This window comes from Pseudoalteromonas sp. R86517, assembly GCF_042466295.1.
GTDB lineage: Bacteria > Pseudomonadota > Gammaproteobacteria > Enterobacterales > Alteromonadaceae > Pseudoalteromonas > Pseudoalteromonas atlantica.
Genome location: NZ_JAXHCB010000001.1, coordinates 3349589 through 3368797, shown reverse-complemented (window position 1 = coordinate 3368797; position 19209 = coordinate 3349589). Strand labels below are relative to the sequence as shown.

The window sequence follows — 19209 nt, the reverse complement described above, 5'->3', positions numbered from 1 at the left end:
CTATTTACCAGTAGGTTTTAATGTATTCATCGTCTGGGTGATGATGTAGGTAACTTTCTGAGTCTTTATAAAAGTTAACTTCAATATCGCTGTTGCTCCAGACCTTCTCGAACATATTTTTAGCAATAATGTTTGCATATAAGTAATCTACGCGTTCGTAGCCACGCTCTTTTACGCTGGCAAAGTACGCCTCTAACGAGTCCATGCTATCTACAGTTATTAACTCAAATTCTTCTAAATTAACCACAACACACTTTACCGCGCCTTTGGGGTGCATACTTAGTTCGTTCACCACGCCATTAGTTAGTAAAGTAATTCCTTCATTATTAAAACTACCCATTAGCTTTAAATACATGGTGGGTGGCTGAGAGCATATATAAAACTCTCCATGTGCTCCAAACATAAATAACCTTTTATATATCAGTGCTTCATTAAAGCTTAATACATTTTGCGTATTTTGCAGTTAATTTATAAGCGCAATAAAAAAGGCCATTTCGAGGGCTTTTTCTTCAAGGCTTTTAAAACGCCCAGATGCGCCGCCATGCCCAGCATCCATATCGGTTTTAAATACCAGTATATTGTTATCGGTTTTGAGTTCTCGCATTTTTGCTACCCACTTCATAGGCTCCCAATATTGTACTTGAGAGTCGTGCAGGCCTGTGGTGACTAAAATATGCGGGTAGTCTTGGGCGCTAATATTATCGTACGGTGAGTACGCGGCTATTACATCATAAAAGTGCTCATCGTTTGGGTTGCCCCATTCATCATACTCGTTAGTGGTAAGTGGAATACTTTCATCTAGCATGGTGGTTAACACATCTAAAAATGGCACATGACACCCTACACCTAAGTAAAGCTCTGGTGCTTGGTTTAATACAGCGCCCATTAACAAACCACCTGCACTGCCGCCAGAGGCAAATACTTTGTTTTTATCACCGTAGCCTTGCTCTACAAGAGCCTTTGTAATATCAATAAAGTCGCTAAAGCTATTTTGTTTATGCTCTTTTTTACCTTGCTCGTACCAATGGCGTCCTAGCATTTCGGAGCCTCTTACATGTGCAATCGCATACACAAAACCGCGATCTAGCAAACTCAATGAGGTACTCGAAAAGCTCGGATCTATCGTGTAACCATATGCACCATAGCCATATTGAAACAGTGGGTTAGTGCCATCCTTGGTAAAGGTGTCTTTTCTATAAACTAACGAAACAGGTACTTGCACGCCATCGCGTGCTGTCACGAATAAGCGCTCAGAGGCATAAAGTGCACTATCAAACCCGCCCAGTACTTGCTGCTGTTTTAACAATGTTTTTTTGCCCGTGGCTAAATCAACATCGTACAACGTTCCAGGCGTGGTTAGACTTGAATAATAAATACGTACCGAACGCGCCTGTGGCTCGGGGTTCATCGCCACAGCGGCATAGTAGCATGGGTCGCTAAATTCAAGCGCCATGCGCTCTTGAGCTTGGTTAATAACAACAAAGCGAGCTTGACCTTGCTCGCGCTCAGTTAATACTAAAAAGTCGTCAAATATCTCTACGCCTTCAAGCAATACATGCTCACGGTGCGCGGTGTGCTCTTGCCACTGCGTTTTATCTGCAATCGTTTCGCTTGTTGCCGTCATCAGTCTGAAATTTTTAGCTTGCCAGTTGGTTACTATGTAATATGTATCGCCGTGTTTATCTATATCAAACTCATGCCCTTCTTCGCGCGGTAGTAATGCGTTAAATTCTCCTTGCGGGTTATTGGCATCAAGCACCCAGGTATCGTTTGTTTCGGTGGTGGCCAAATCTATAATAATAAGGCTCTCGTCACGGCTTTTACCCAAGCCCATAAAAAAGCTTTTATCGTGCTCTTCATACACCATGACATCTTGGCTTTGCGCTGTGCCTAGTTCATGCCTAAACACCTGAAAACCCAGTAACGTTTGTAAGTCTTTTTTAACGTAAAATACGGTTTTATTGTCGTTAGCCCAAACAATTTGCCCTTCGGTGTTTTCTAAAACATCGCTGAGCATTTCACCTGTTTGCAGGTTTTTAAAATGTACGCTGTAAATTCTGCGCCCTTCGGTATCTTCGCTGTATGCCATTAATTGCTCGCATGGGCTTAGCGCGACTTCACCTAGTTCGTAAAATTCATGGCTTTGAGCTAAAGCATTCACATCAAGAAGTAACTGCTTGTTATCGGTGTTAATACTTGTGCTTCTGTAATGGCGCGAATACTCATCGTCACCACGTACCTCTGAGTGATACCAGTACTTGCCATCTTTAACCGCCACCGTGTTGTCATCTTTTACGATGCGCCCTTTTAGTTCTTCAAAAATACTGTTTTGAAGTGGTTTTATTGCGGCTAGTTGCTCATCGCAGTATGTATTTTCGGCCGCTAAATGGGCGAGTATTTCTGGGTTTTCGCGCTCATCATCGCGCATCCAGTAGTAGTTATCGGTGCGCGTTTTATTGTGCATAGTTAATTGATGAGGTTGCTTTTTAGCAACAGGAAAACGAGCTAATGATTGAGAAGAAAATTCACTTAAAGACACAACAAAACCGTATAAAAAATAACAATGCAGGCAGTTTATCATAAAAATAAAAAAGCCCACTCATAGAGAGTGGGCTTGAGGTATAAGTCCAAATTTTAAAATTACTGCAATTTTATTCTTGTCATTACACCCATGGGAAGATGGTTTTTATTTTAAAAGCGTTAAGAGACCTTAGTCCAGGCCATTGCCCAGCTTTTTCCGATACCAGGTTCAAAGCTTGGGTCTTTATCATTATTGGTTCTGCAAAATTGGCTAAATGGCCATGCCTTACATTGGTATATATAACCGGTTTTAGGCTGCAGCACGCGAGTACCCGCGTTGTATTGCTCGCCCCCATTAGGGTATACAAAATCATATGCTTGGTTGGTGCACTTAGCGGGGGTATCGCACTTTGCAATGCAATGAAAATCAACCTTTGCCTTATTAATACCGCTACTTTCTAGGGCAAATATTTCGTTATCTCGATAGCCAACAACCAACCCTTGCTTGGTCATTCTACCTGCACTTACCAGGGGCACATGCACGTTTATATACTCAGCAACTAAGCGTGGCCAAGCATGAGGCTCACCTTGTTCTAAAGAGGTAATTTTATAATCAAACGATAAATCAACAAGCACTCCTTGCATGTCTGAAAAGGTTACACTAACCACATCCCCAATGAATAATTGAGTATGATGGTTTAAACAACCTATAGTTGACCATTTTCCACAGGCCAACGACGTATGCATAAACACAGTAACACCTTAAGAGTCACAAAATTTTATCCATATCATATGGATACACAAAAACGACACTGAGGGCAAGCAATACCGTATAAAAATTATGCAGCAGCCCCGCTATCGTAGTTTATACCTTAGACCGGAAACTTTGCGTCTTAGCCTTTCGACTAATTTGCCAACAGAAAAAAGTGATTATAAAACGTGCGCAAAGCTTATTCAAACAAAAGAATGTAACCGAGATTTTTATATAACCCTAAATAACTAAAAAGCCAACTTGTTAAAGTTGGCTTTTAATAGTTTAAGAGGTTTGGTTTATAGGGGCTTTTCGCCTAATTACTTTTCGAAAAGCCATTTTAAACACGCCGCCAATATCGCCTAAAATAATGTACAAGCACGGCACCAATATAAGGGTGATTAGTGTTGCAAACATTACCGCAAAGCCTAGCGCTACTGCCATAGGGATTACAAATTTAGCTTGTAAACTGGTTTCAAACATTATGGGCAGAACCCCTGCAAAGGTTGTAATAGAGGTTAATAATATTGCCCTAAAGCGTGCACAACCGGCTTCTATTACCGCGTTTTTAACGCTTACACCCTCTCGGCGTACTTGGTTTACGTAGTCGGTCATTACCAGCGAGTCGTTTATTACAACGCCAGCCGCGGCTATTAAACCAAAGCCCGACATTAAGCTAATGTCTAAATCAAACCAAAAGTGTCCCCAAATAGCCCCCGTTAAACTAAACGGAATAACCGACATAACAATAAGCGGCTGGGCATAACTTTTAAGTGGTACAGCAAGCAATATATAAACTAAAATCATGCCGCCTACAAAAAACAGCAGCTGCTCATTAGCTTGCGCTTGTTGCTCTTCTATTGCGCCACCTAGCTCTGATTTTACACTTGGGTATTCTTCTTTAAGTTGCGGCAGTAAGTTTTCTTTTACTTGCGAAACCACTTCGCCAGGCTCTATAGCTTCTTCATCAATACTGCCGTACACATAAACAGTACGATAACCGCCCTCACGGCGAATATAGCTAATACCCGGCGTTTCGGTTAATTCAACCACATCACCTAAAAGTACTTCACGCCCTTGCGGTGTAGTAACTACTGTGTGTTTTAGCGATGAAAACGCTTCGCGAGTCAGTTTAGGGTAACGTACCATTACTCTTACTTCTTCGCCGTTACGTATTACACGCTGTGCTTCGCCACCATAAAAACTAGCGCCTACTTGATTTGCTATGTTAGCAAGGTCGAGCCCTAAATCGTAAGCTACAGGTTTTAAGCTCATTTGCACTTCTTTGCTAGCAGGGTCAATGGTTGAACTTATATCAAACAAGCCTTTTTGTTGCTGCAATAGCTGAATAAAACGACGGCCTGCCGCATTAAGCGTTTCTATATCAGAGCCAAACAGTAAATAACCAAATTCGCCTTCGCCAGTGCCGCCACCGCCGCCAACATCATCTTCAATAGTGAGTGATTTAATACCGGCAATGGTTGGCATGGCTTCTCGCCAGCGGCGCGAAAGTTCAAACGCGTTATAAGGGCGTAAGTCTTCATCAACCAACGGCGCAAGTAACTGAGACTCCGTTCTGCCTTGGTTAAATACCAGTACATCACGAATTATTTTTTGGCCAAATTCACGCTCTGTTTCTTCATCAACTCTTAACACCATGGCTTCTACTTCACGAATAGCTGCAATAGTTTGTAAATCAGACACATTGTCATTCATTTCTATTTGAATTTGCGGAAAATCATGTGGCACTTTTGGAGTAGGTACAGTGCGTACTTTATTTGATGTGATCAGCGCAATACTTATAAAAAACATAGCAATAAAGCCAAACAATACTGTCCAACGCCAATCTACACAACGCGATATAAAACGCTTATAAGGGCCATTTACAAAGCCAAAAAAGCGGGTATTAAACCTATCGCGCCAGCCCCCTTTTTTAATAGGTGAAAAGTGCGTGTGGGCAATGTGCGCCGGTAAAATAAGTTTTGATTCAACTAAGCTAAATACTAAACACAGCATAACTACTACAGCAATACCGTAAAAGAAGGCGCTTTCTGGCCCGCTTGAAAGTGTAAACGGGGCAAACACCGCAATGGTTGTTAGTACACCAAATGTAGCAGGGGTTGCTACACGGTTAGCACCACGGACGACGTTTTCAACTCCGCCTCCGCTTTTTTCAACCTCAGTATAGGCGGCCTCTCCTATTACTATGGCGTCATCTACGACAATCCCGAGCACCATAATAAAAGCAAACAACGAAATAATATTAATGCTTATACCAAATAAAGGCATTAGCATCATGGCGCCTAAAAAACACACTGGTAAGCCAATCATTACCCAAAGCGCTAATTTAAAGCGCAAGAATAACGAAAGCATAATAGCGACTAATATTGCTCCTTGAAACAAGTTAGCTTTCATCATATCAAGGCGCGCATTTAGGTAGTACGTCATGTCCATTAATGGCTCTAACCTAACGCCCGGTGGCAGCTGGGTATTTTTTTGTTCAATAAATGCTTTAACCGAATCGGCAACGGGGATCATGTTTTGATCTTGCGTTGCCTTTACAGACATATACACCGCGTTTTCGCCATTAAATTTAAAGTAGCGCTCGCCTTCGGTAAATTGGTCTTTAATAACAGCAATGTCTTGCAACAATACTTTAGCGCCGTATTCGCCTATTTTTACCGGAATTTGTCTAAACTCATCGCCAGAGTAATACTGGTTTTCAACCCTAACAGAAATAATCCCCGCATCTGTTGTTAGTTGCCCCGCCGAAAAATTAGCAGAGTAATTACGCACAGCGGTCATTACATCGCTTAGGGTTAAGTTGTATTGGCGTAAAGTGTCTGGGTCGATTTCAATGGCTATTTCATCAAGCGGCACATCGTTTTCTACCAACGACACGTTAGATAGCTGTAATAGCTCATCTTCAATTTGATTGGCAATTGGTTTGAGTTCTGTCAGCGGCAAATCGGCAACTAAGGTCATCCCTATAACATCTTGCCTAAACTCAATCTGACTTATGGTGACCGGTTCCATACCTGCAGGAAAGGTTGCAATACCATCAACACGCAGCTTTACCTTATCAAGTACATCGGTAAGCTCTGCATCGGTGTTAATTTCAAGGCTTGCTCTACCGCCATTTCTAAAGGCGCGGTACACGCCCTTTTTAATTTCGGTCACATCCTTTAGTGATTCTTCAATTTTTATAAGAATGCTTTCTTCAATTTCTTGTGGTGAGGCACCGGGGTAATTTGCCTCAACATTAATGTAGTTAATTTCTACATTAGGAAACATTTGGCGCTGAATGGTTAAGTAGCTAATAATCCCCATGATGATGATAAAAACCATCATTAGGTTGGCTGCAACAGAGTTTTTAGCAAAATAAGCTATTAGCCCTGTTTGTTTTTTTTCAATTGATTCGCTCATTAATTTACACCTTACAACTGTTGCGCATCAGCGCTACTTTCGGTGTTTGTATTAGCGTTACTTGGCTCGCCCATGCCAGCCACTTTAACCTGCATGCCTTTTTGTGGGTACTCAGGTAACGTGGTAACCAGCTTATCATCGGCGTTAAGCCCGCTGCTAATATAAAAGTACTCGCCTTCTTCTCTCACTACGGTTACTTTGCGCGGTTCAAGCTCTTGGTTTTCGTTAACTATCCACACCGTTTGGTTATTAACCAATGATTGCGGCAAACGGTAAATATTATTAAGCATGGCGCCTGCAAAATTAACCTGCACGTAGCTGCCAAATTTAATAGCCGGTTGCTGTGTTTTTAAGCCGTATGGGTCTTCAATACGTACCACTAAGCTGCTCATGCGCGTCGCGTTATCTACAATACCTAAGTCGCGGTCAATGACGCCTTCACGTGTAAAACTGTTTAAGCCTTTTTGAATAATAGTGGCCTTAATGCCCTTAATTCGCTCCGGTAAAAATACGCTATCAAAACCAGCAATAGGAATAATAACCTCTGCTGTTTCTATATTATTTAAATCGGCCACTTGTGCGCCCATAGCCACAAACTGGCCTACCCCCACATTACGACTTATCACAAGCGCATCGTAAGGTGCTTTTATATCGCAGTTTTCTAAATCGCGTTGCGCTCTTTTTAATGCGGCTTGCGCCGATTTAACCGCTGCTTGGGCGCTTAGCACCTGCGGTTTACGTAAAAACAAGTCGGTACGTGCCTTACTCGGAAAACGCTTTGCTTCGTCTTCGGCTACTTTTGCCTGCGCTTGCTCTTCAATTAAGGCCGCTTTTGCACGCGCTAAATCGGCTTCGGCTACCAATACGGCTGCTTCGTAGTTGTCTTTTTCAATGCTAATAAGTGTATCGCCACGAGAAACCACGCCACCCGCTACAAAGTTAGGGTGCCAGCTAATTACTTCGCCCGACACCTGCGCCGCCAACTGCGTATTTTCTAATGGTTTTATTTCGCCATAGCTGTTTATTATTACTTGATGATTATTAGCTTCTACAGGCTCAACTTGCACGGTGGGGCGTGTATCTACTGCTGTTTTACTTTGATCTTCTTGTGCAATAGCGTTTATTCCCATAAAGCCCACTACACCAATGGCTAATGCTACAAATGGGAACACCCATCTCAGTGAATTTGATTGCATATCCTAATTACCTCATATTTCTACTAACACTATAATAACAGAGCGCAATAAAACATTAACCTGACATTTGTAAGCAACTGTTACAAATAAAATTGGGAACTAAATATAGCTGTGTACCCGTTAACAAACACCTGCTATTCATCGCATTTATTATATTTTGTTACAAACTTTTACTATTTAAAATCAACAAATTACAGGTTTAGGCTATTATTTCATCGAGAAGATGTGCGAACAAATTTTAATTTACGTACAGTCACATTAAATAAATAACAGCGAAAAAGATTATTACAATGAAATTAACAACCCTTGCGCTAACACTTAGTGTAGCGCTTAGCGGCCACGCACTGGCTAGCGATAAAAAAGAAGACAAAAAACCACAAACCCTAAGCGAAATGGTCGAAGGACAAACCGAATTTTCAGGTATTTTTAATTTATACCAAGACCCAAAAACCGGTGAGCACTTAATGGTGATCACCGAATCGCAGCTCAATACCCCTTTTGTATACTTTGCTCATACAGTCGACGGTGTCACTGATGCTGGGCATTATCGCGGTGCCTATAGAGAAACCAAGCTTATTGAGTTTAGAAAATACTTTGACCGCATAGATATAGTTAGCAAAACCCCTCGCTATAAATTTGATCAAAACAGTGCCATTGCCAAAGCAAGCAATGCCAATATTAGCGAAGCCGTTTTAGCCAGCATTAAAATAGAAAAAGAAGAGCAAGGAAAAGTAGCCTTTAAGGTCAACAAGCTATTTTTAAGTGAGGCGCTACACAAGGTATCGCCAACGCCAAACCCAGCCGATAAAAAAGCTAAAAAACGCTTTAAAGTGGGTAAATTAAACAGCAAAAAGTCGCGTATTGTTAAGCAGCGTCCTTACCCAAATAACTTAGATGTGGTTGTAGATTACGTATTTAGTAATGCCAGCCCCACCGTGCGTGGTACAAGCGCAGTAAGCGACCCGCGCAATGTCTCTGTAAAGGTGCAGCACTCTTTTGTTGCATTACCAAAAAACGACTATAAACCACGTAAAGATGACGCGCGCATAGGCTATTTCACCAATCAATTTGATCTAATGACCTCGACCGATTGGGCACCGTATGAAGATGTTATTAAACGCTGGGACCTACAAAAGAAAAACCCTAGTGCTGAGCTTTCTGAGCCAGTAAAGCCAATTACCTGGTGGATAGAAAATACCACCCCAGTAGAGTGGCGCGACACAATACGCGATGCCGTACTTACCTGGAATAGCGCTTTTGAAAAAGCCGGTTTTAAAAACGCACTAGAAGTTAAAGTACAACCCGATGACGCAACCTGGGATGCTGGTGATATTAACTACAACGTATTACGTTGGACTTCATCACCTAAACCGCCATTTGGTGGCTACGGGCCAGCTCTTGCCAACCCGCTAACCGGTGAAATACTTGGCTCAGACATTATGCTTGAGTTTGTGTTTATGAAAAACCGCTGGATTTACGACACGCTTTACACACAAGGCGCAATGAGCCACGGCGAAAACCTGCACACAAGTGGCGATTTAAATTGCTCACTAGGCCATGAAATTCAACAAAACCTATTACTTGCTAAAGGCTTAGCAACAGGTGCCTCGATTGATGACAATGAAATGATTCGCCAAGGTTTAACTCAGCTAATTCTTCATGAAGTAGGCCATACACTAGGCTTAAACCACAATATGAAATCGTCTATTTTGTGGGATGAAAAAGAGGTTCATGATAAAACCAAAACCCAAGGCATAGTTACAGGCTCAGTGATGGATTATGCGCCGGCCAACATAGCCCCCATTGGTGTGCAACAAGGCGATATTTTTCAAACCAAACCAGGCCCTTATGACGACTGGGCTATAAACTATGGCTACAGCACAGCCCTTGAAGATGAAGCCGCAGAGCGCGCACGCCTAAATACTATATTAGCGCGCTCTAGCGAGCATGCGCTTGCCTTTGGTAACGATGCCGACGACATGCGTGCACCAGGTCGCCATATAGACCCACGGGTAATGATAGGCGACCTTTCATCAAACCCTGCAGCCTATGCCGCCGATCGTATGGCGCTAATTAATAAGTTATTTACTGAGCTAAAAGATAAAGCCACAGTAAAAGGTGAGTCTTACCAACAGCTGGTTACCTCAGCTAATAGTTTATTTGGCCAATACCGCTCGCAAGCAGGCATTGTTTCTCGCCAAATAGGTGGCGTATATGTTGAACGTGCCGTTGTGGGCGACCAGCATGCTGATAAACCCTTTACCCCCGTACCACTTGAGCGCCAAACAGAAGCAATGAACATACTTGCTAAATATGTATTTGCGCCAGATGTACTCACTAGCATGCAACCACTGTATAACTATTTACAGCAACAACGTCGCGGCTTTAGCCATTATGGTAAAAATGAAGACCCTAAAGCGCACAAAATGATTTTAGGCATGCAAAAAACAGTACTTGCGCAATTGCTGCATCCTGCTGTTATGCTGCGTATTTCAGACACCGCGCTGTACGGTAACGAATATAGCCTAACGCAATTTATGGACGACCTAACTGCCAGTATTTTTGTTGATAACAAAGAGAGCACGTCTATTAGCCGCAATCTACAAATAGAGTATGTAAATCAGCTTATTGCTATTGCAGGCCTAGGCAAAGCCAGTAAACACGACAATTTGGCAAAAACTGCCGCGCTCTATCAGTTAACACAAATAGCTGATACAAGCGTAGGATGGGGAGCCGATACAGCAACTAAAGCGCATAAAAAGTATATTGATCACTTAATAGCTAAAGCGTTAGAAGCTTAATTAACTAAATCAAACAGGCCACGTAATACGTGGCCTGTTTATTTATAAATAAATTGTGCCTTTTAAATACCGCACAGCGTTACCGGTTAAGGTCACTGTATTTTCGCCTACTTCGCATTGTATAAAACCACCTCGGCTTGAAGCCTGATACGCGTTTAATTTATTTTTACCTAATTGGTGCGCCCAGTAAGGGGCAAGGCCGGTATGAATAGAGCCCGTAACAAAGTCTTCTTCGCCACCACTTGCTGGCCAAAAATAACGAGACACAATATCGTACTCAGCAGAACTCGCTGTGGCGACCACATCAAGTGGATATAAGGTTTTTAACAAATCAGACTCAGTGGTTAAATCATGAATTTGTTGAGCATTTTCGTATATAGCAAAATATGCTTGGCGGTTTTTAAGCACCTTAATTGGTTGTATAGACAACCCTTTCAGTAACCCATCAGGTACCGCTTGTACTTCATCTGGCGCTTGTTTAGGAAAGGTCATAGCAAAACTGCCATCGCTATTTTTATTAACAATAAGCTCCCCTACAGCCGCGGCGTTAAAGCGCACTTGGCTAAGGTTGTGCTGCTCGCACAAAACATACGCAGCAGCGAGCGTAGCGTGGCCGCAAAAATCTATTTCCATTAATGGCGAAAACCATCGTATTGCAAAACTGCCATCTGCCTGAGGGCAAGTAAACGCAGTTTCAGAAACATTATTTTCAGCGCCAATATTAAGCATTAACTCATCACTAAGCCACGACTCAAGCGGGATCACAGCCGCGTAATTGCCTTTAAATAACTCGCTGGTAAACGCATCAATTTGATGGATGGTGAGTTGCATAGGTTCCCCCCTAAATTAGTTATAAACAAGCCGAAGGTAATACATCTTTAGGTACTGTCGTTTTATTTTCACCCACAGCTTGCATCCCTACAACAGGTTCATCAAAACCACATAACCATGCAATAGGACTTGTGGGGCTATTAGTAACGACTGCGGGTCTAAAAGTTAAAACTGTATTTTGCAAAGGCTGCGAGGCTTTATTCCCCAAGCTAATGTTAATTGCACCGTTTTCTATGGAAATACCTGTCACTCGATTTCCTATTAAATATTTACTTTCAGGCACGTTTGCTTGTCTATTATTTTTAGGAAACTCTCTGTTTTCAATGTAATACGTAGTTACGTCTTCTCTAATTACTGCGGCCATAGCAAGCGGATCAACAAGTTCAGCTTTTTGCATATATTTACTGTATTGAGGTAAAGCAACGGCCGCCAAAATACCAATAATAGAAATTACGACCATCAATTCAATTAGCGTAAATCCTTTTGACTTCATAACACTTCTCCTAGCATAAAAATTGGTTGATAAGCCGCTTTCACAAATAAGTAAATTGACACAACAATGACTAATCCATACAGAATAACCAGCTTATTTATAAAGCCTTTAGCCTGCAAATTAAATTGTTCCAGCTGCTGCTCAAGTAACACTTTAAACTCTTCATGAGTTTCGTAGCCTAACGAATCACACTTAGCCAAATGTTTAGTTTCGACTATTGCGGCGTTTTCATCCTCTTTGAAATTTACCGCAAAGTTAAGTGTTGTCATTAGGCGATCGTATTTCTTAATTAAACTGCGGGGAAGTAAAGCTTTTGATAAACCAATAAAAGGCTGCGAGTCGGTTAAAGCGCATGCATTTTTAATTTTAAAAATTACTATAAAAATAATGCTTTGCAGTAAAACCAATAGAATAATTGGCACATACCAATAAGAAAAGTAATCACCTAAGGTGTGCGCGGAAGAAGCCATATGATTGCTATATATCTCTACAAATGTAGGAACAACAAAAGACTGATATAAAAGCGAAGAAAAAACATAAATAAAAAAAACAGCAGTTAAATAGCTAAAAATGCCTTTGTGCTCAAATTTATACCCGCTAACTAGCTGCGGCACACATTGATAATGCAGGGCTTGTTTTTGCAAAATACCTGCATCTTGCAGGGCAAATTTTGCTGCAAGGCAATTGGCTAATTTACTGTCTGCATATTTATTAGCATAAACGGCTAAATACGATTGTGTGGTTAGCTCTTCTTTTTGTGCGGCACTTAATGTTTTAGAACTATAGACACGGCAAATGTAGCCAAACTGATTCCAATTCATACTTTATCCTTTTATTTGATAAAGTAACTTGCCACATATTTAGCACAATATAAATAGCAGACGATTGTTTTTTAAGCCATTGCGGGGCGCATTTTATAATATTGCATACATGCAAATTGCACGGCATTTGTAAGTAGTAGCATAACAAACATTAAAATATGCGAGGTGCTGGGCATAGCACTGCTTAGCTCTACAAATAAGCCACAGGTACCTGCTACAAACTGCAAGCTAAAGTAGCGGGCGCTTAAATTGCTAATATTGCCACTGCGTAAGGTTTTATACGTTTGCGGCATAACCCGCACTGAGCTCATTACCAGCCCTACGTATGTAAGGGCGTTGAGGACCGATGATGTTTCTAGGCTTTTATTTAACAGCAATAAAAAAGGTAATAACGAAAAGCCAAGCATAGCCAAAAGCTGTATACGTTCAGCTTTTGCGGCGTTATAGCGTGCAAAGTAATATAAAATTAAACCACTTAGCGCTCCAGTTACAAAAAATGGTAAAGCAATAAAGTAGCGTTCAAAATAAATATTGTAAGTAATAAAGTAGAGGCTTTGTGCTAAACCAAAGGTCATCATTAATAGTGATAACCCCGACACACTGCGATTCTTTCTAATTTTGCTCAATAGCGGTAAAAAGCTAAAAACTAAAATAAAAGCCGACAAAATAGGTAGATAGTGCGCCAAAACAACCTCGCTCGTTACTTAAATGTTAATATAAAACCCGCCTGAAACAATAAATAAACATATGTTTTTAAAAGGGTTTTAAAGTGAGCGCGCATTGTAATGATGAATACATTTTACTCAACAAATTAGCGTAAACCTATATTAGGCACTGGCAAGATAGCTGTACAAAAAGCGTTACTTTAAGTGAACACCAGAGCCTCTTTGCATTTAAAAGTTACCAACCTTACACCACAGCTTAAACACATTTTACTCTAGAGATCGGCTCGCTCTAAAACAATTATTGTGCATTCATCGCACAACTATGAAATAGAACTGATAATTGTTATCATACGCAGGTCCGTGGCAATTACACAAAAAATAAACTATGAGAAAAACACTTTTTAAAATTCACAGCTGGGTAGCCCTTATAGCGCTTATTCCGCTGCTTGTTATCAGTATAACTGGTAGCGTTTTGGTATTTAAAAGCGAGATTGACGGCTTACTAATGCCAGACAGTCACTTTGTTGTACAACAACAAGCCAACCGCTTACCTATTGATACACTTATAACAAAAACTCAAAAAACCTACCCTGAGTATGTTGTTGGTAGCTGGGAAATATTTAACGATGATACTGCTGATCGGGTTTATTTAATTAAACGCGGTACAGAGGACTGGTATAAATTTCATTTAGATCAATACACGGGCAATATTTTATCGGAGCCAGTAGGCACTAGCCATTACTTTACCGACTGGTTTTTAGACTTACATTACACCTTTTTACTTAACGATTTAAAAAGCTTACCAGGGCAAACTGGCACTGTTTTAGGGTTCTTTTTTGCGGTGTTTTTTTTAGTACTGGGTATTACAGGTCTTATTATTTATCGTAAGTTTTGGCAGCGTTTATTTAGCGTACGCTGGCGCGCCACACTGCAAATAGTGCTTAGCGACATTCATAAAATGACCGGCGTAATTGGCTCGCCAATTATTATAATTTTAGCCATCACCGGCGGCTACTTTAACGGCGCGGTGTGGTATCACGAAGTAATTGAACACGCAGAAGAAGAGCACTTTGTATTAACTAAAAATTTATACAATGAAGAGATTTCTTTTCAGCACGTACTTGATGACAGCCAAAAGCAAATACCCACCTTTAATGGTACGTTTTTAGTAATGCCGCTTGAGCCAGACGAAAACGTAACGTTATTTGGTGAGGTTGATACCAGCAACCCGCTTGCCAGTGAATATGCCAATACCGTGACTTACAATAAGCTAACGGGCGAGCATATGGCTAACTGGGACATTCGCGAAGTGGGTGTAGGTTGGCAAGTAATTGATAGCTTTAGAAAACTACACTTTGGCTATTTTGCAGGGCTCATTAGTAAAATAATTTGGTGTGTTATTGGTTTAAGCCCTGTTTGGCTTGGCGGTACTGGCTTTTATTTATGGTTTACTCGCCGTAAGCGTAAAAAACAGTCTCAAAAAAACCGCTTAAGTAAACACCGCACTGTAAGTGCTTGATTAAAAAATCACCTCACTGTAATGTTAAAAATCACAGTGAGGTGATATATGAAAGATTTAGTTTTTACACTTAGTTTATTGCTAACTGCTTGCAGTAGCACCCCGCCTGAAGCGCCAATTAAAAAAGTACAACTTACCCATATAATAAATCACTCGCTTTTCGAGCAGGTTAAAACACCTAGCGAGCACAGTATTTTTGAGCTGTCGGAGCCTGAAAAAAGCGCGTTTTTAACCTACGCACACTCGCGTTTAAACAATGTACGCGCTGATGAAATTATTTTTAATTACCTGCAAAACCAGCTCACCAACTTTAAGTATGACGGCGCCACCCTCACAGCCCAACAATCGATTGAACGCTCAGAAGGTAACTGCATTAGTTTAGCCATACTTACGCAAAGCTATGCGCAGCTTTTAAATCTCGAAACCAGCTTTCAAGAAATGACGAGCGAACCTGTGTATGCCAAAGAAGGCAATGTAATTTATGTTGCTAACCACTTTAGAACGAAAATTTACGCCCCAAAAAAAGAAACAGATGAAGATATTATTGTAATAATTCGCGCAGGCACGTTAATTGATTACTTCCCCACCCGCGGCAGCTTTTATTCAGGCAGCGCTACGTATAACGATTTACTCTCTAATTTTTATAGCAACTTAGCGGCCACGGCACTAGCCGAAAACAACCTTAATAAGGCTTACTCTTTAATTATGCAAGCCAACCGCTTTACGCCAAACGATGCAGAGCTGTTTAATATAACCGGCGTGCTGCACCGCCGTGCAGGCGATTTAAAAAGCGCTCACATGATTTACCAAACCGCGCTTGATAGAAACGATATAAGTATAAATTTAATTAATAACTATCGAATATTAGCAAAAGAGCTGGGAGATAAAACACTAGAAAAACGCCTAACAAGCCAGCTTGTTGATAAAGAAAAAGATCCCTACGAGCTACTCGTTATTGCTAAAAATAACTTACATCAGGGCAAGGTCACTCAAGCTAAAAAACAACTCGAACTCGCCATTGCAAAAGCCCCTTATATATCGGAGCTCTATTTAGAGCTGGCTAAAATTCGCTACCAACAAGGTAATACAGCGCAAACACAAAGCTTGCTTGAAAAAGCCATCCAGTATGAGCGCAATAAAGAAAGGCTAAACGTATATCAAGCTAAGCTTGCGTCGCTAAACAAGCACAATTAACCACCTTTATTTTAAATTAGTTTAAACGCGGCTTTTGCTAATGCACTTATTACACAAGTGCATTAGCGTGTTATAGCAATTTACTTAAAGCGAGTAGTAAAAGCTAAACCAGCCGCGCATTTCATCCTCAAAGCTATCGCCCTCAACGCGCGATAATCCCATATTAAAGGTTAAATCGTTCACACCGACGGGGCCTAATCCAAAGCTAAAATTGCCTTGATATTTTAAACCATAACTTTGTGCGTATACCGCATCATCTACCTGATGCTGTTTGTAATAAAGCCACGGCATGCCTTCTTTAAAGCTAAAACCACCGCCATAACCCATGTAGCGCTCAGCAGTTGTGCTATAAAATGGCAGCTCTGATGAAAGCACAAACTCACTATTTTGATGCTCGCTAATTAGGTTTGAGCTAAATCCGCCTAGCGCTAAGCTGCTATCTTCGCGCTGCTTTTGAGTAAAATTAATATAAAGCGGCACATCAAACGCTTTACCAAATACTTTGGCCGCTAAATCATAGCCATCCCAATTATTGTTTTTACTGCTGCCATCGTAATACTGGGCATTAACACTTTGCCCTATAGCAAATGCTTGGCGGTCGTACTGCCAGCTTTGTGTAATGCCTATGCGTGCCCATTTATTATAGTCTTGCTTATAATCGGTATAGTTATAAGCCAGCTCTGGCGTTATGCTAAACGCCGCGTATTTAATCGGGTAACTTAAGGCTGCAAAACCACCTCGTGCAGATACTTCTGCATTTTCGCTCGCTTGGTACTGCTTTGCGGTATTTAAATCATAATCAAATACACTCAATTTAAGCTTAACTGGCAGTGCATTGTATTTTGCTTGGGCGTACCCACCATGCAAAGCATCATCATTTAGATCAACACTATAGCCCGCTTGAAGGTCTAACTGTTTAAGTAAGTCACTACTTTTAATATTTATATTTAAAGCACTTGAAGCGGCCGAGTAATACTGTGCGCCTAGCGCTAGGCTCGCATGCTGCTCAAGCACATCGTAGCTGCTTTGTTTACCTACATTTTCGCTATATATTTTTGCTTTAGGCAAAGTGTATTGATCAACCAAAAGCAATGGCGCGCTATTATCAAGTGCTAAATCAGTGACTATTTCACCCTCTTGCGTACTCGGTAGTTGCTTTACATTAGGCCCATCAGCAGTAATAGATAAATAAAGTAATGCCCCTTCGTTTGTTTCTAGCGGGTGGGCAACGGCTTCTTGGCCCTGAGTAAGTTTAGTTAATGTGCTACTTGTAATATGGTAGCTATAAATATCAGTTGAGCCTTTTAAGCCGGCTACAAAGTAAATTTTTTCTCCGTTTTTACTAAAGCTGGGTTGGCTTAGGTATTGATACCCGTTTGGCATAGGCACGGCTTGGCGAGTATTATTGGCAATATCTTGTATATACAACTGCCAATTCTCATTTAAATTGGCTGATACATAAGCTAATTGGGTTTCATCAGGGCTAAAAGTTGGGTAGTCGTAAGCTGTTTTTAAGCTTTTAGTAAATAAAGGGGTAATGGTTTGCGTTGCTAAGTCTACTTTTACTAATTCTGAGTAGCCACCACGTACTTGCTCGGCGTAAAGGGTTTCTCCATTATTTGTAACACTAAAGCGGCGTAAGCCAGCAAGTTTAGTTAATTGCTCAACTTTTCCGGTTTCGGTGTTATAACTAAAAATATCAGACACTTTGTTATAAATACCCGTCTCTTCACGTGTATAAGCATTAAAGTAAAGTGTGCTGTTATTTACCCATTGTGGATTTGCAATTCCCGCTCTGTTTATTTGATTTAATACGTGCTTTTTCTCACGTTTAAATACACTCGGAGCGTTATCGGGTATATCCAATGCATCGTTTTCTAATAGCGCTTTTTGTGCTTTTGTAAATTCATCTTCAGCTTTAGTATTATCCTGCGTGCTATAAATAATAAGCTTGGTTTTTTTATCTTTATCACGCTCAACAATCGCAAGTTTACTGCCATCTTTTGAAAGCGCAGGGTTGCTTGCATATAAGTTAAGCTTTAACCACAGCTCGCTGTTAAGCGCAGGCTCTGACTGCTCTTTTGCCATCGCTTTATAGGTATATTGTGCAATAAAGCGGCCATATAACTTAGCCGCACTTTGGCCAAATATCCCAGTAAAGGCCTCGTTAAAATCACGCTTTTTAACTGCCTGCATACGTGTCCAAACAGCATCGAGCATTTGCGCTGAATAAGTTTGCTCTAGCCAATTTAAAAACCGGCTGCCCATTAAATACGCCATAGAGCCAGCCATAAAACCGCCCTCTGTATCGCTTAGCTGGCTATAGCTAGGCAATGCCCCCTGCTGGGCAAACTCAATGAGCATTGACTCAGTGTAGTTATCAAATAGTCGCCCTCGGCCCGTCATTTTTGACTCAAGTAAGGTTGCATAACCTTCGGCTACCCAGCGCGGCATATCACTGTAAGTTAAGTCGTAAATATCCCACACACCCCGTATTTTTTGCTGCCACGTGTTGCGTGTTGGCTGCGCTAAATGCACTAAGTGAATATATTCGTGCAATATCAGTAATTGCTGCCAGCCACTAATATTAGAAATCACCGTGTCTGATTGCGGGGGCGTGGTAAAAAGGGCCATTAAAGGATTATTAGAAGTAGGTAAAGCAAAGCCGTTGGGCGCATTTAGGGGATCAAACACCACCACATCAACTACTTTATCGAGCGCTCGGTTTTGCTGCTCAAGCACTTTACTGCGTACTATTTCAAGTTCGACAGCTGTCGATTTAGCATAATCGGCGTTTTCGGTGCTGTAATGCACATTAAAGTGCTCGGTATGAATAGTTTGCCAATCAGCAGCTAAGGTAGGTGTGGCTAATAACAAAGAGGCAGCGATGAGTGATTTTTTCATAATAATCCTTTAAATGATTGATACCACTTAGAGTATTATTAAACCAGCCAATGTTGCAGTAAAAAAATGTAACAAAGCTTATGAAAGT

13 protein-coding genes and 1 riboswitch are annotated in these 19209 nt (G+C 41.1%); of the genes, 3 read left to right on the top strand and 10 right to left on the bottom strand.

Going from position 1 to position 19209, the window contains the following annotated elements:
- Positions 1 to 4 precede the first annotated feature (4 nt).
- The 5 genes from SJY38_RS15205 to SJY38_RS15185 all read right to left on the bottom strand — a co-directional run bounded on the left by SJY38_RS15205 (position 5) and on the right by SJY38_RS15185 (position 7893).
- Entirely contained in the window at positions 5 to 403 is a 399-nt protein-coding gene (locus SJY38_RS15205) for a hypothetical protein (RefSeq protein ID WP_055255445.1), read from the bottom strand.
- A gap of 60 nt (positions 404 to 463) precedes the next feature.
- On the bottom strand, positions 464 to 2581 hold the full coding sequence (locus tag SJY38_RS15200) for a S9 family peptidase (protein ID WP_377110111.1): 2118 nt from the start codon (positions 2579 to 2581) through the stop codon (positions 464 to 466).
- Positions 2582 to 2700: 119 nt separating this feature from the next.
- Entirely contained in the window at positions 2701 to 3267 is a 567-nt protein-coding gene (locus SJY38_RS15195; RefSeq protein ID WP_029772913.1) for a hypothetical protein, read from the bottom strand.
- Between the two features lie 95 nt (positions 3268 to 3362).
- A riboswitch (cyclic di-GMP riboswitch) is annotated at positions 3363 to 3445 on the bottom strand.
- Between the two features lie 111 nt (positions 3446 to 3556).
- Positions 3557 to 6697 carry an efflux RND transporter permease subunit gene (locus SJY38_RS15190; protein WP_377110110.1) on the bottom strand — a complete coding sequence of 1047 codons (3141 nt, stop codon included), beginning with the start codon at positions 6695 to 6697 and terminating at the stop codon, positions 3557 to 3559.
- An 11-nt stretch (positions 6698 to 6708) separates the two neighbouring features.
- Entirely contained in the window at positions 6709 to 7893 is a 1185-nt protein-coding gene (locus SJY38_RS15185; RefSeq protein WP_054983590.1) for an efflux RND transporter periplasmic adaptor subunit, read from the bottom strand.
- A 290-nt stretch (positions 7894 to 8183) separates the two neighbouring features.
- Here SJY38_RS15185 and SJY38_RS15180 point away from each other — a divergent pair, with 290 nt between their 5' ends.
- Positions 8184 to 10694, top strand: a complete 2511-nt coding sequence (locus SJY38_RS15180; RefSeq protein WP_377110109.1) for a zinc-dependent metalloprotease — start codon at positions 8184 to 8186, stop codon at positions 10692 to 10694.
- Between the two features lie 42 nt (positions 10695 to 10736).
- On the opposite strand, the gene SJY38_RS15175 is transcribed toward SJY38_RS15180, so the two are convergent.
- The 4 genes from SJY38_RS15175 to SJY38_RS15160 form a co-directional block, all read right to left on the bottom strand.
- Entirely contained in the window at positions 10737 to 11525 is a 789-nt protein-coding gene (locus SJY38_RS15175; protein WP_377110108.1) for a PhzF family phenazine biosynthesis protein, read from the bottom strand.
- A 19-nt stretch (positions 11526 to 11544) separates the two neighbouring features.
- On the bottom strand, positions 11545 to 12018 hold the full coding sequence (locus SJY38_RS15170; RefSeq protein ID WP_377110107.1) for a pilin: 474 nt from the start codon (positions 12016 to 12018) through the stop codon (positions 11545 to 11547).
- Positions 12015 to 12839 carry a hypothetical protein gene (locus tag SJY38_RS15165; RefSeq protein ID WP_377110105.1) on the bottom strand — a complete coding sequence of 275 codons (825 nt, stop codon included), beginning with the start codon at positions 12837 to 12839 and terminating at the stop codon, positions 12015 to 12017. The genes SJY38_RS15170 and SJY38_RS15165 overlap by 4 nt, the downstream gene beginning before the upstream one ends.
- Before the next feature lie 71 nt (positions 12840 to 12910).
- Positions 12911 to 13525, bottom strand: a complete 615-nt coding sequence (locus SJY38_RS15160) for a PQ-loop domain-containing transporter (RefSeq protein WP_138577361.1) — start codon at positions 13523 to 13525, stop codon at positions 12911 to 12913.
- Between the two features lie 364 nt (positions 13526 to 13889).
- Here SJY38_RS15160 and SJY38_RS15155 point away from each other — a divergent pair, with 364 nt between their 5' ends.
- A complete protein-coding gene (locus SJY38_RS15155; RefSeq protein ID WP_377110103.1) occupies positions 13890 to 15023 on the top strand; it encodes a PepSY-associated TM helix domain-containing protein in 1134 nt (377 codons plus the stop codon).
- Between the two features lie 48 nt (positions 15024 to 15071).
- A complete protein-coding gene (locus SJY38_RS15150) occupies positions 15072 to 16217 on the top strand; it encodes a tetratricopeptide repeat protein (RefSeq protein WP_377110101.1) in 1146 nt (381 codons plus the stop codon).
- An 84-nt stretch (positions 16218 to 16301) separates the two neighbouring features.
- On the opposite strand, the gene SJY38_RS15145 is transcribed toward SJY38_RS15150, so the two are convergent.
- Positions 16302 to 19121: a hypothetical protein gene (locus SJY38_RS15145; RefSeq protein ID WP_286741676.1), complete on the bottom strand. Its 2820-nt coding sequence runs from the start codon at positions 19119 to 19121 to the stop codon at positions 16302 to 16304.
- Positions 19122 to 19209: the final 88 nt, after the last annotated feature.

Bases quoted from the DNA above. Each gene is read 5' to 3' on its own strand.
- SJY38_RS15150 (WP_377110101.1), top strand. From the start codon at position 15,072: ATGAAAGATTTAGTTTTTACACTTAGTTTATTGCTAACTGCTTGCAGT.
- SJY38_RS15205 (WP_055255445.1), bottom strand. From the start codon at position 403: ATGTTTGGAGCACATGGAGAGTTTTATATATGCTCTCAGCCACCCACC.
- SJY38_RS15190 (WP_377110110.1), bottom strand. From the start codon at position 6,697: ATGAGCGAATCAATTGAAAAAAAACAAACAGGGCTAATAGCTTATTTT.
- SJY38_RS15185 (WP_054983590.1), bottom strand. From the start codon at position 7,893: ATGCAATCAAATTCACTGAGATGGGTGTTCCCATTTGTAGCATTAGCC.
- SJY38_RS15170 (WP_377110107.1), bottom strand. From the start codon at position 12,018: ATGAAGTCAAAAGGATTTACGCTAATTGAATTGATGGTCGTAATTTCT.
- SJY38_RS15175 (WP_377110108.1), bottom strand. From the start codon at position 11,525: ATGCAACTCACCATCCATCAAATTGATGCGTTTACCAGCGAGTTATTT.
- SJY38_RS15195 (WP_029772913.1), bottom strand. From the start codon at position 3,267: ATGCATACGTCGTTGGCCTGTGGAAAATGGTCAACTATAGGTTGTTTA.
- SJY38_RS15165 (WP_377110105.1), bottom strand. From the start codon at position 12,839: ATGAATTGGAATCAGTTTGGCTACATTTGCCGTGTCTATAGTTCTAAA.
- SJY38_RS15145 (WP_286741676.1), bottom strand. From the start codon at position 19,121: ATGAAAAAATCACTCATCGCTGCCTCTTTGTTATTAGCCACACCTACC.
- SJY38_RS15200 (WP_377110111.1), bottom strand. From the start codon at position 2,581: ATGATAAACTGCCTGCATTGTTATTTTTTATACGGTTTTGTTGTGTCT.
- SJY38_RS15155 (WP_377110103.1), top strand. From the start codon at position 13,890: ATGAGAAAAACACTTTTTAAAATTCACAGCTGGGTAGCCCTTATAGCG.
- SJY38_RS15180 (WP_377110109.1), top strand. From the start codon at position 8,184: ATGAAATTAACAACCCTTGCGCTAACACTTAGTGTAGCGCTTAGCGGC.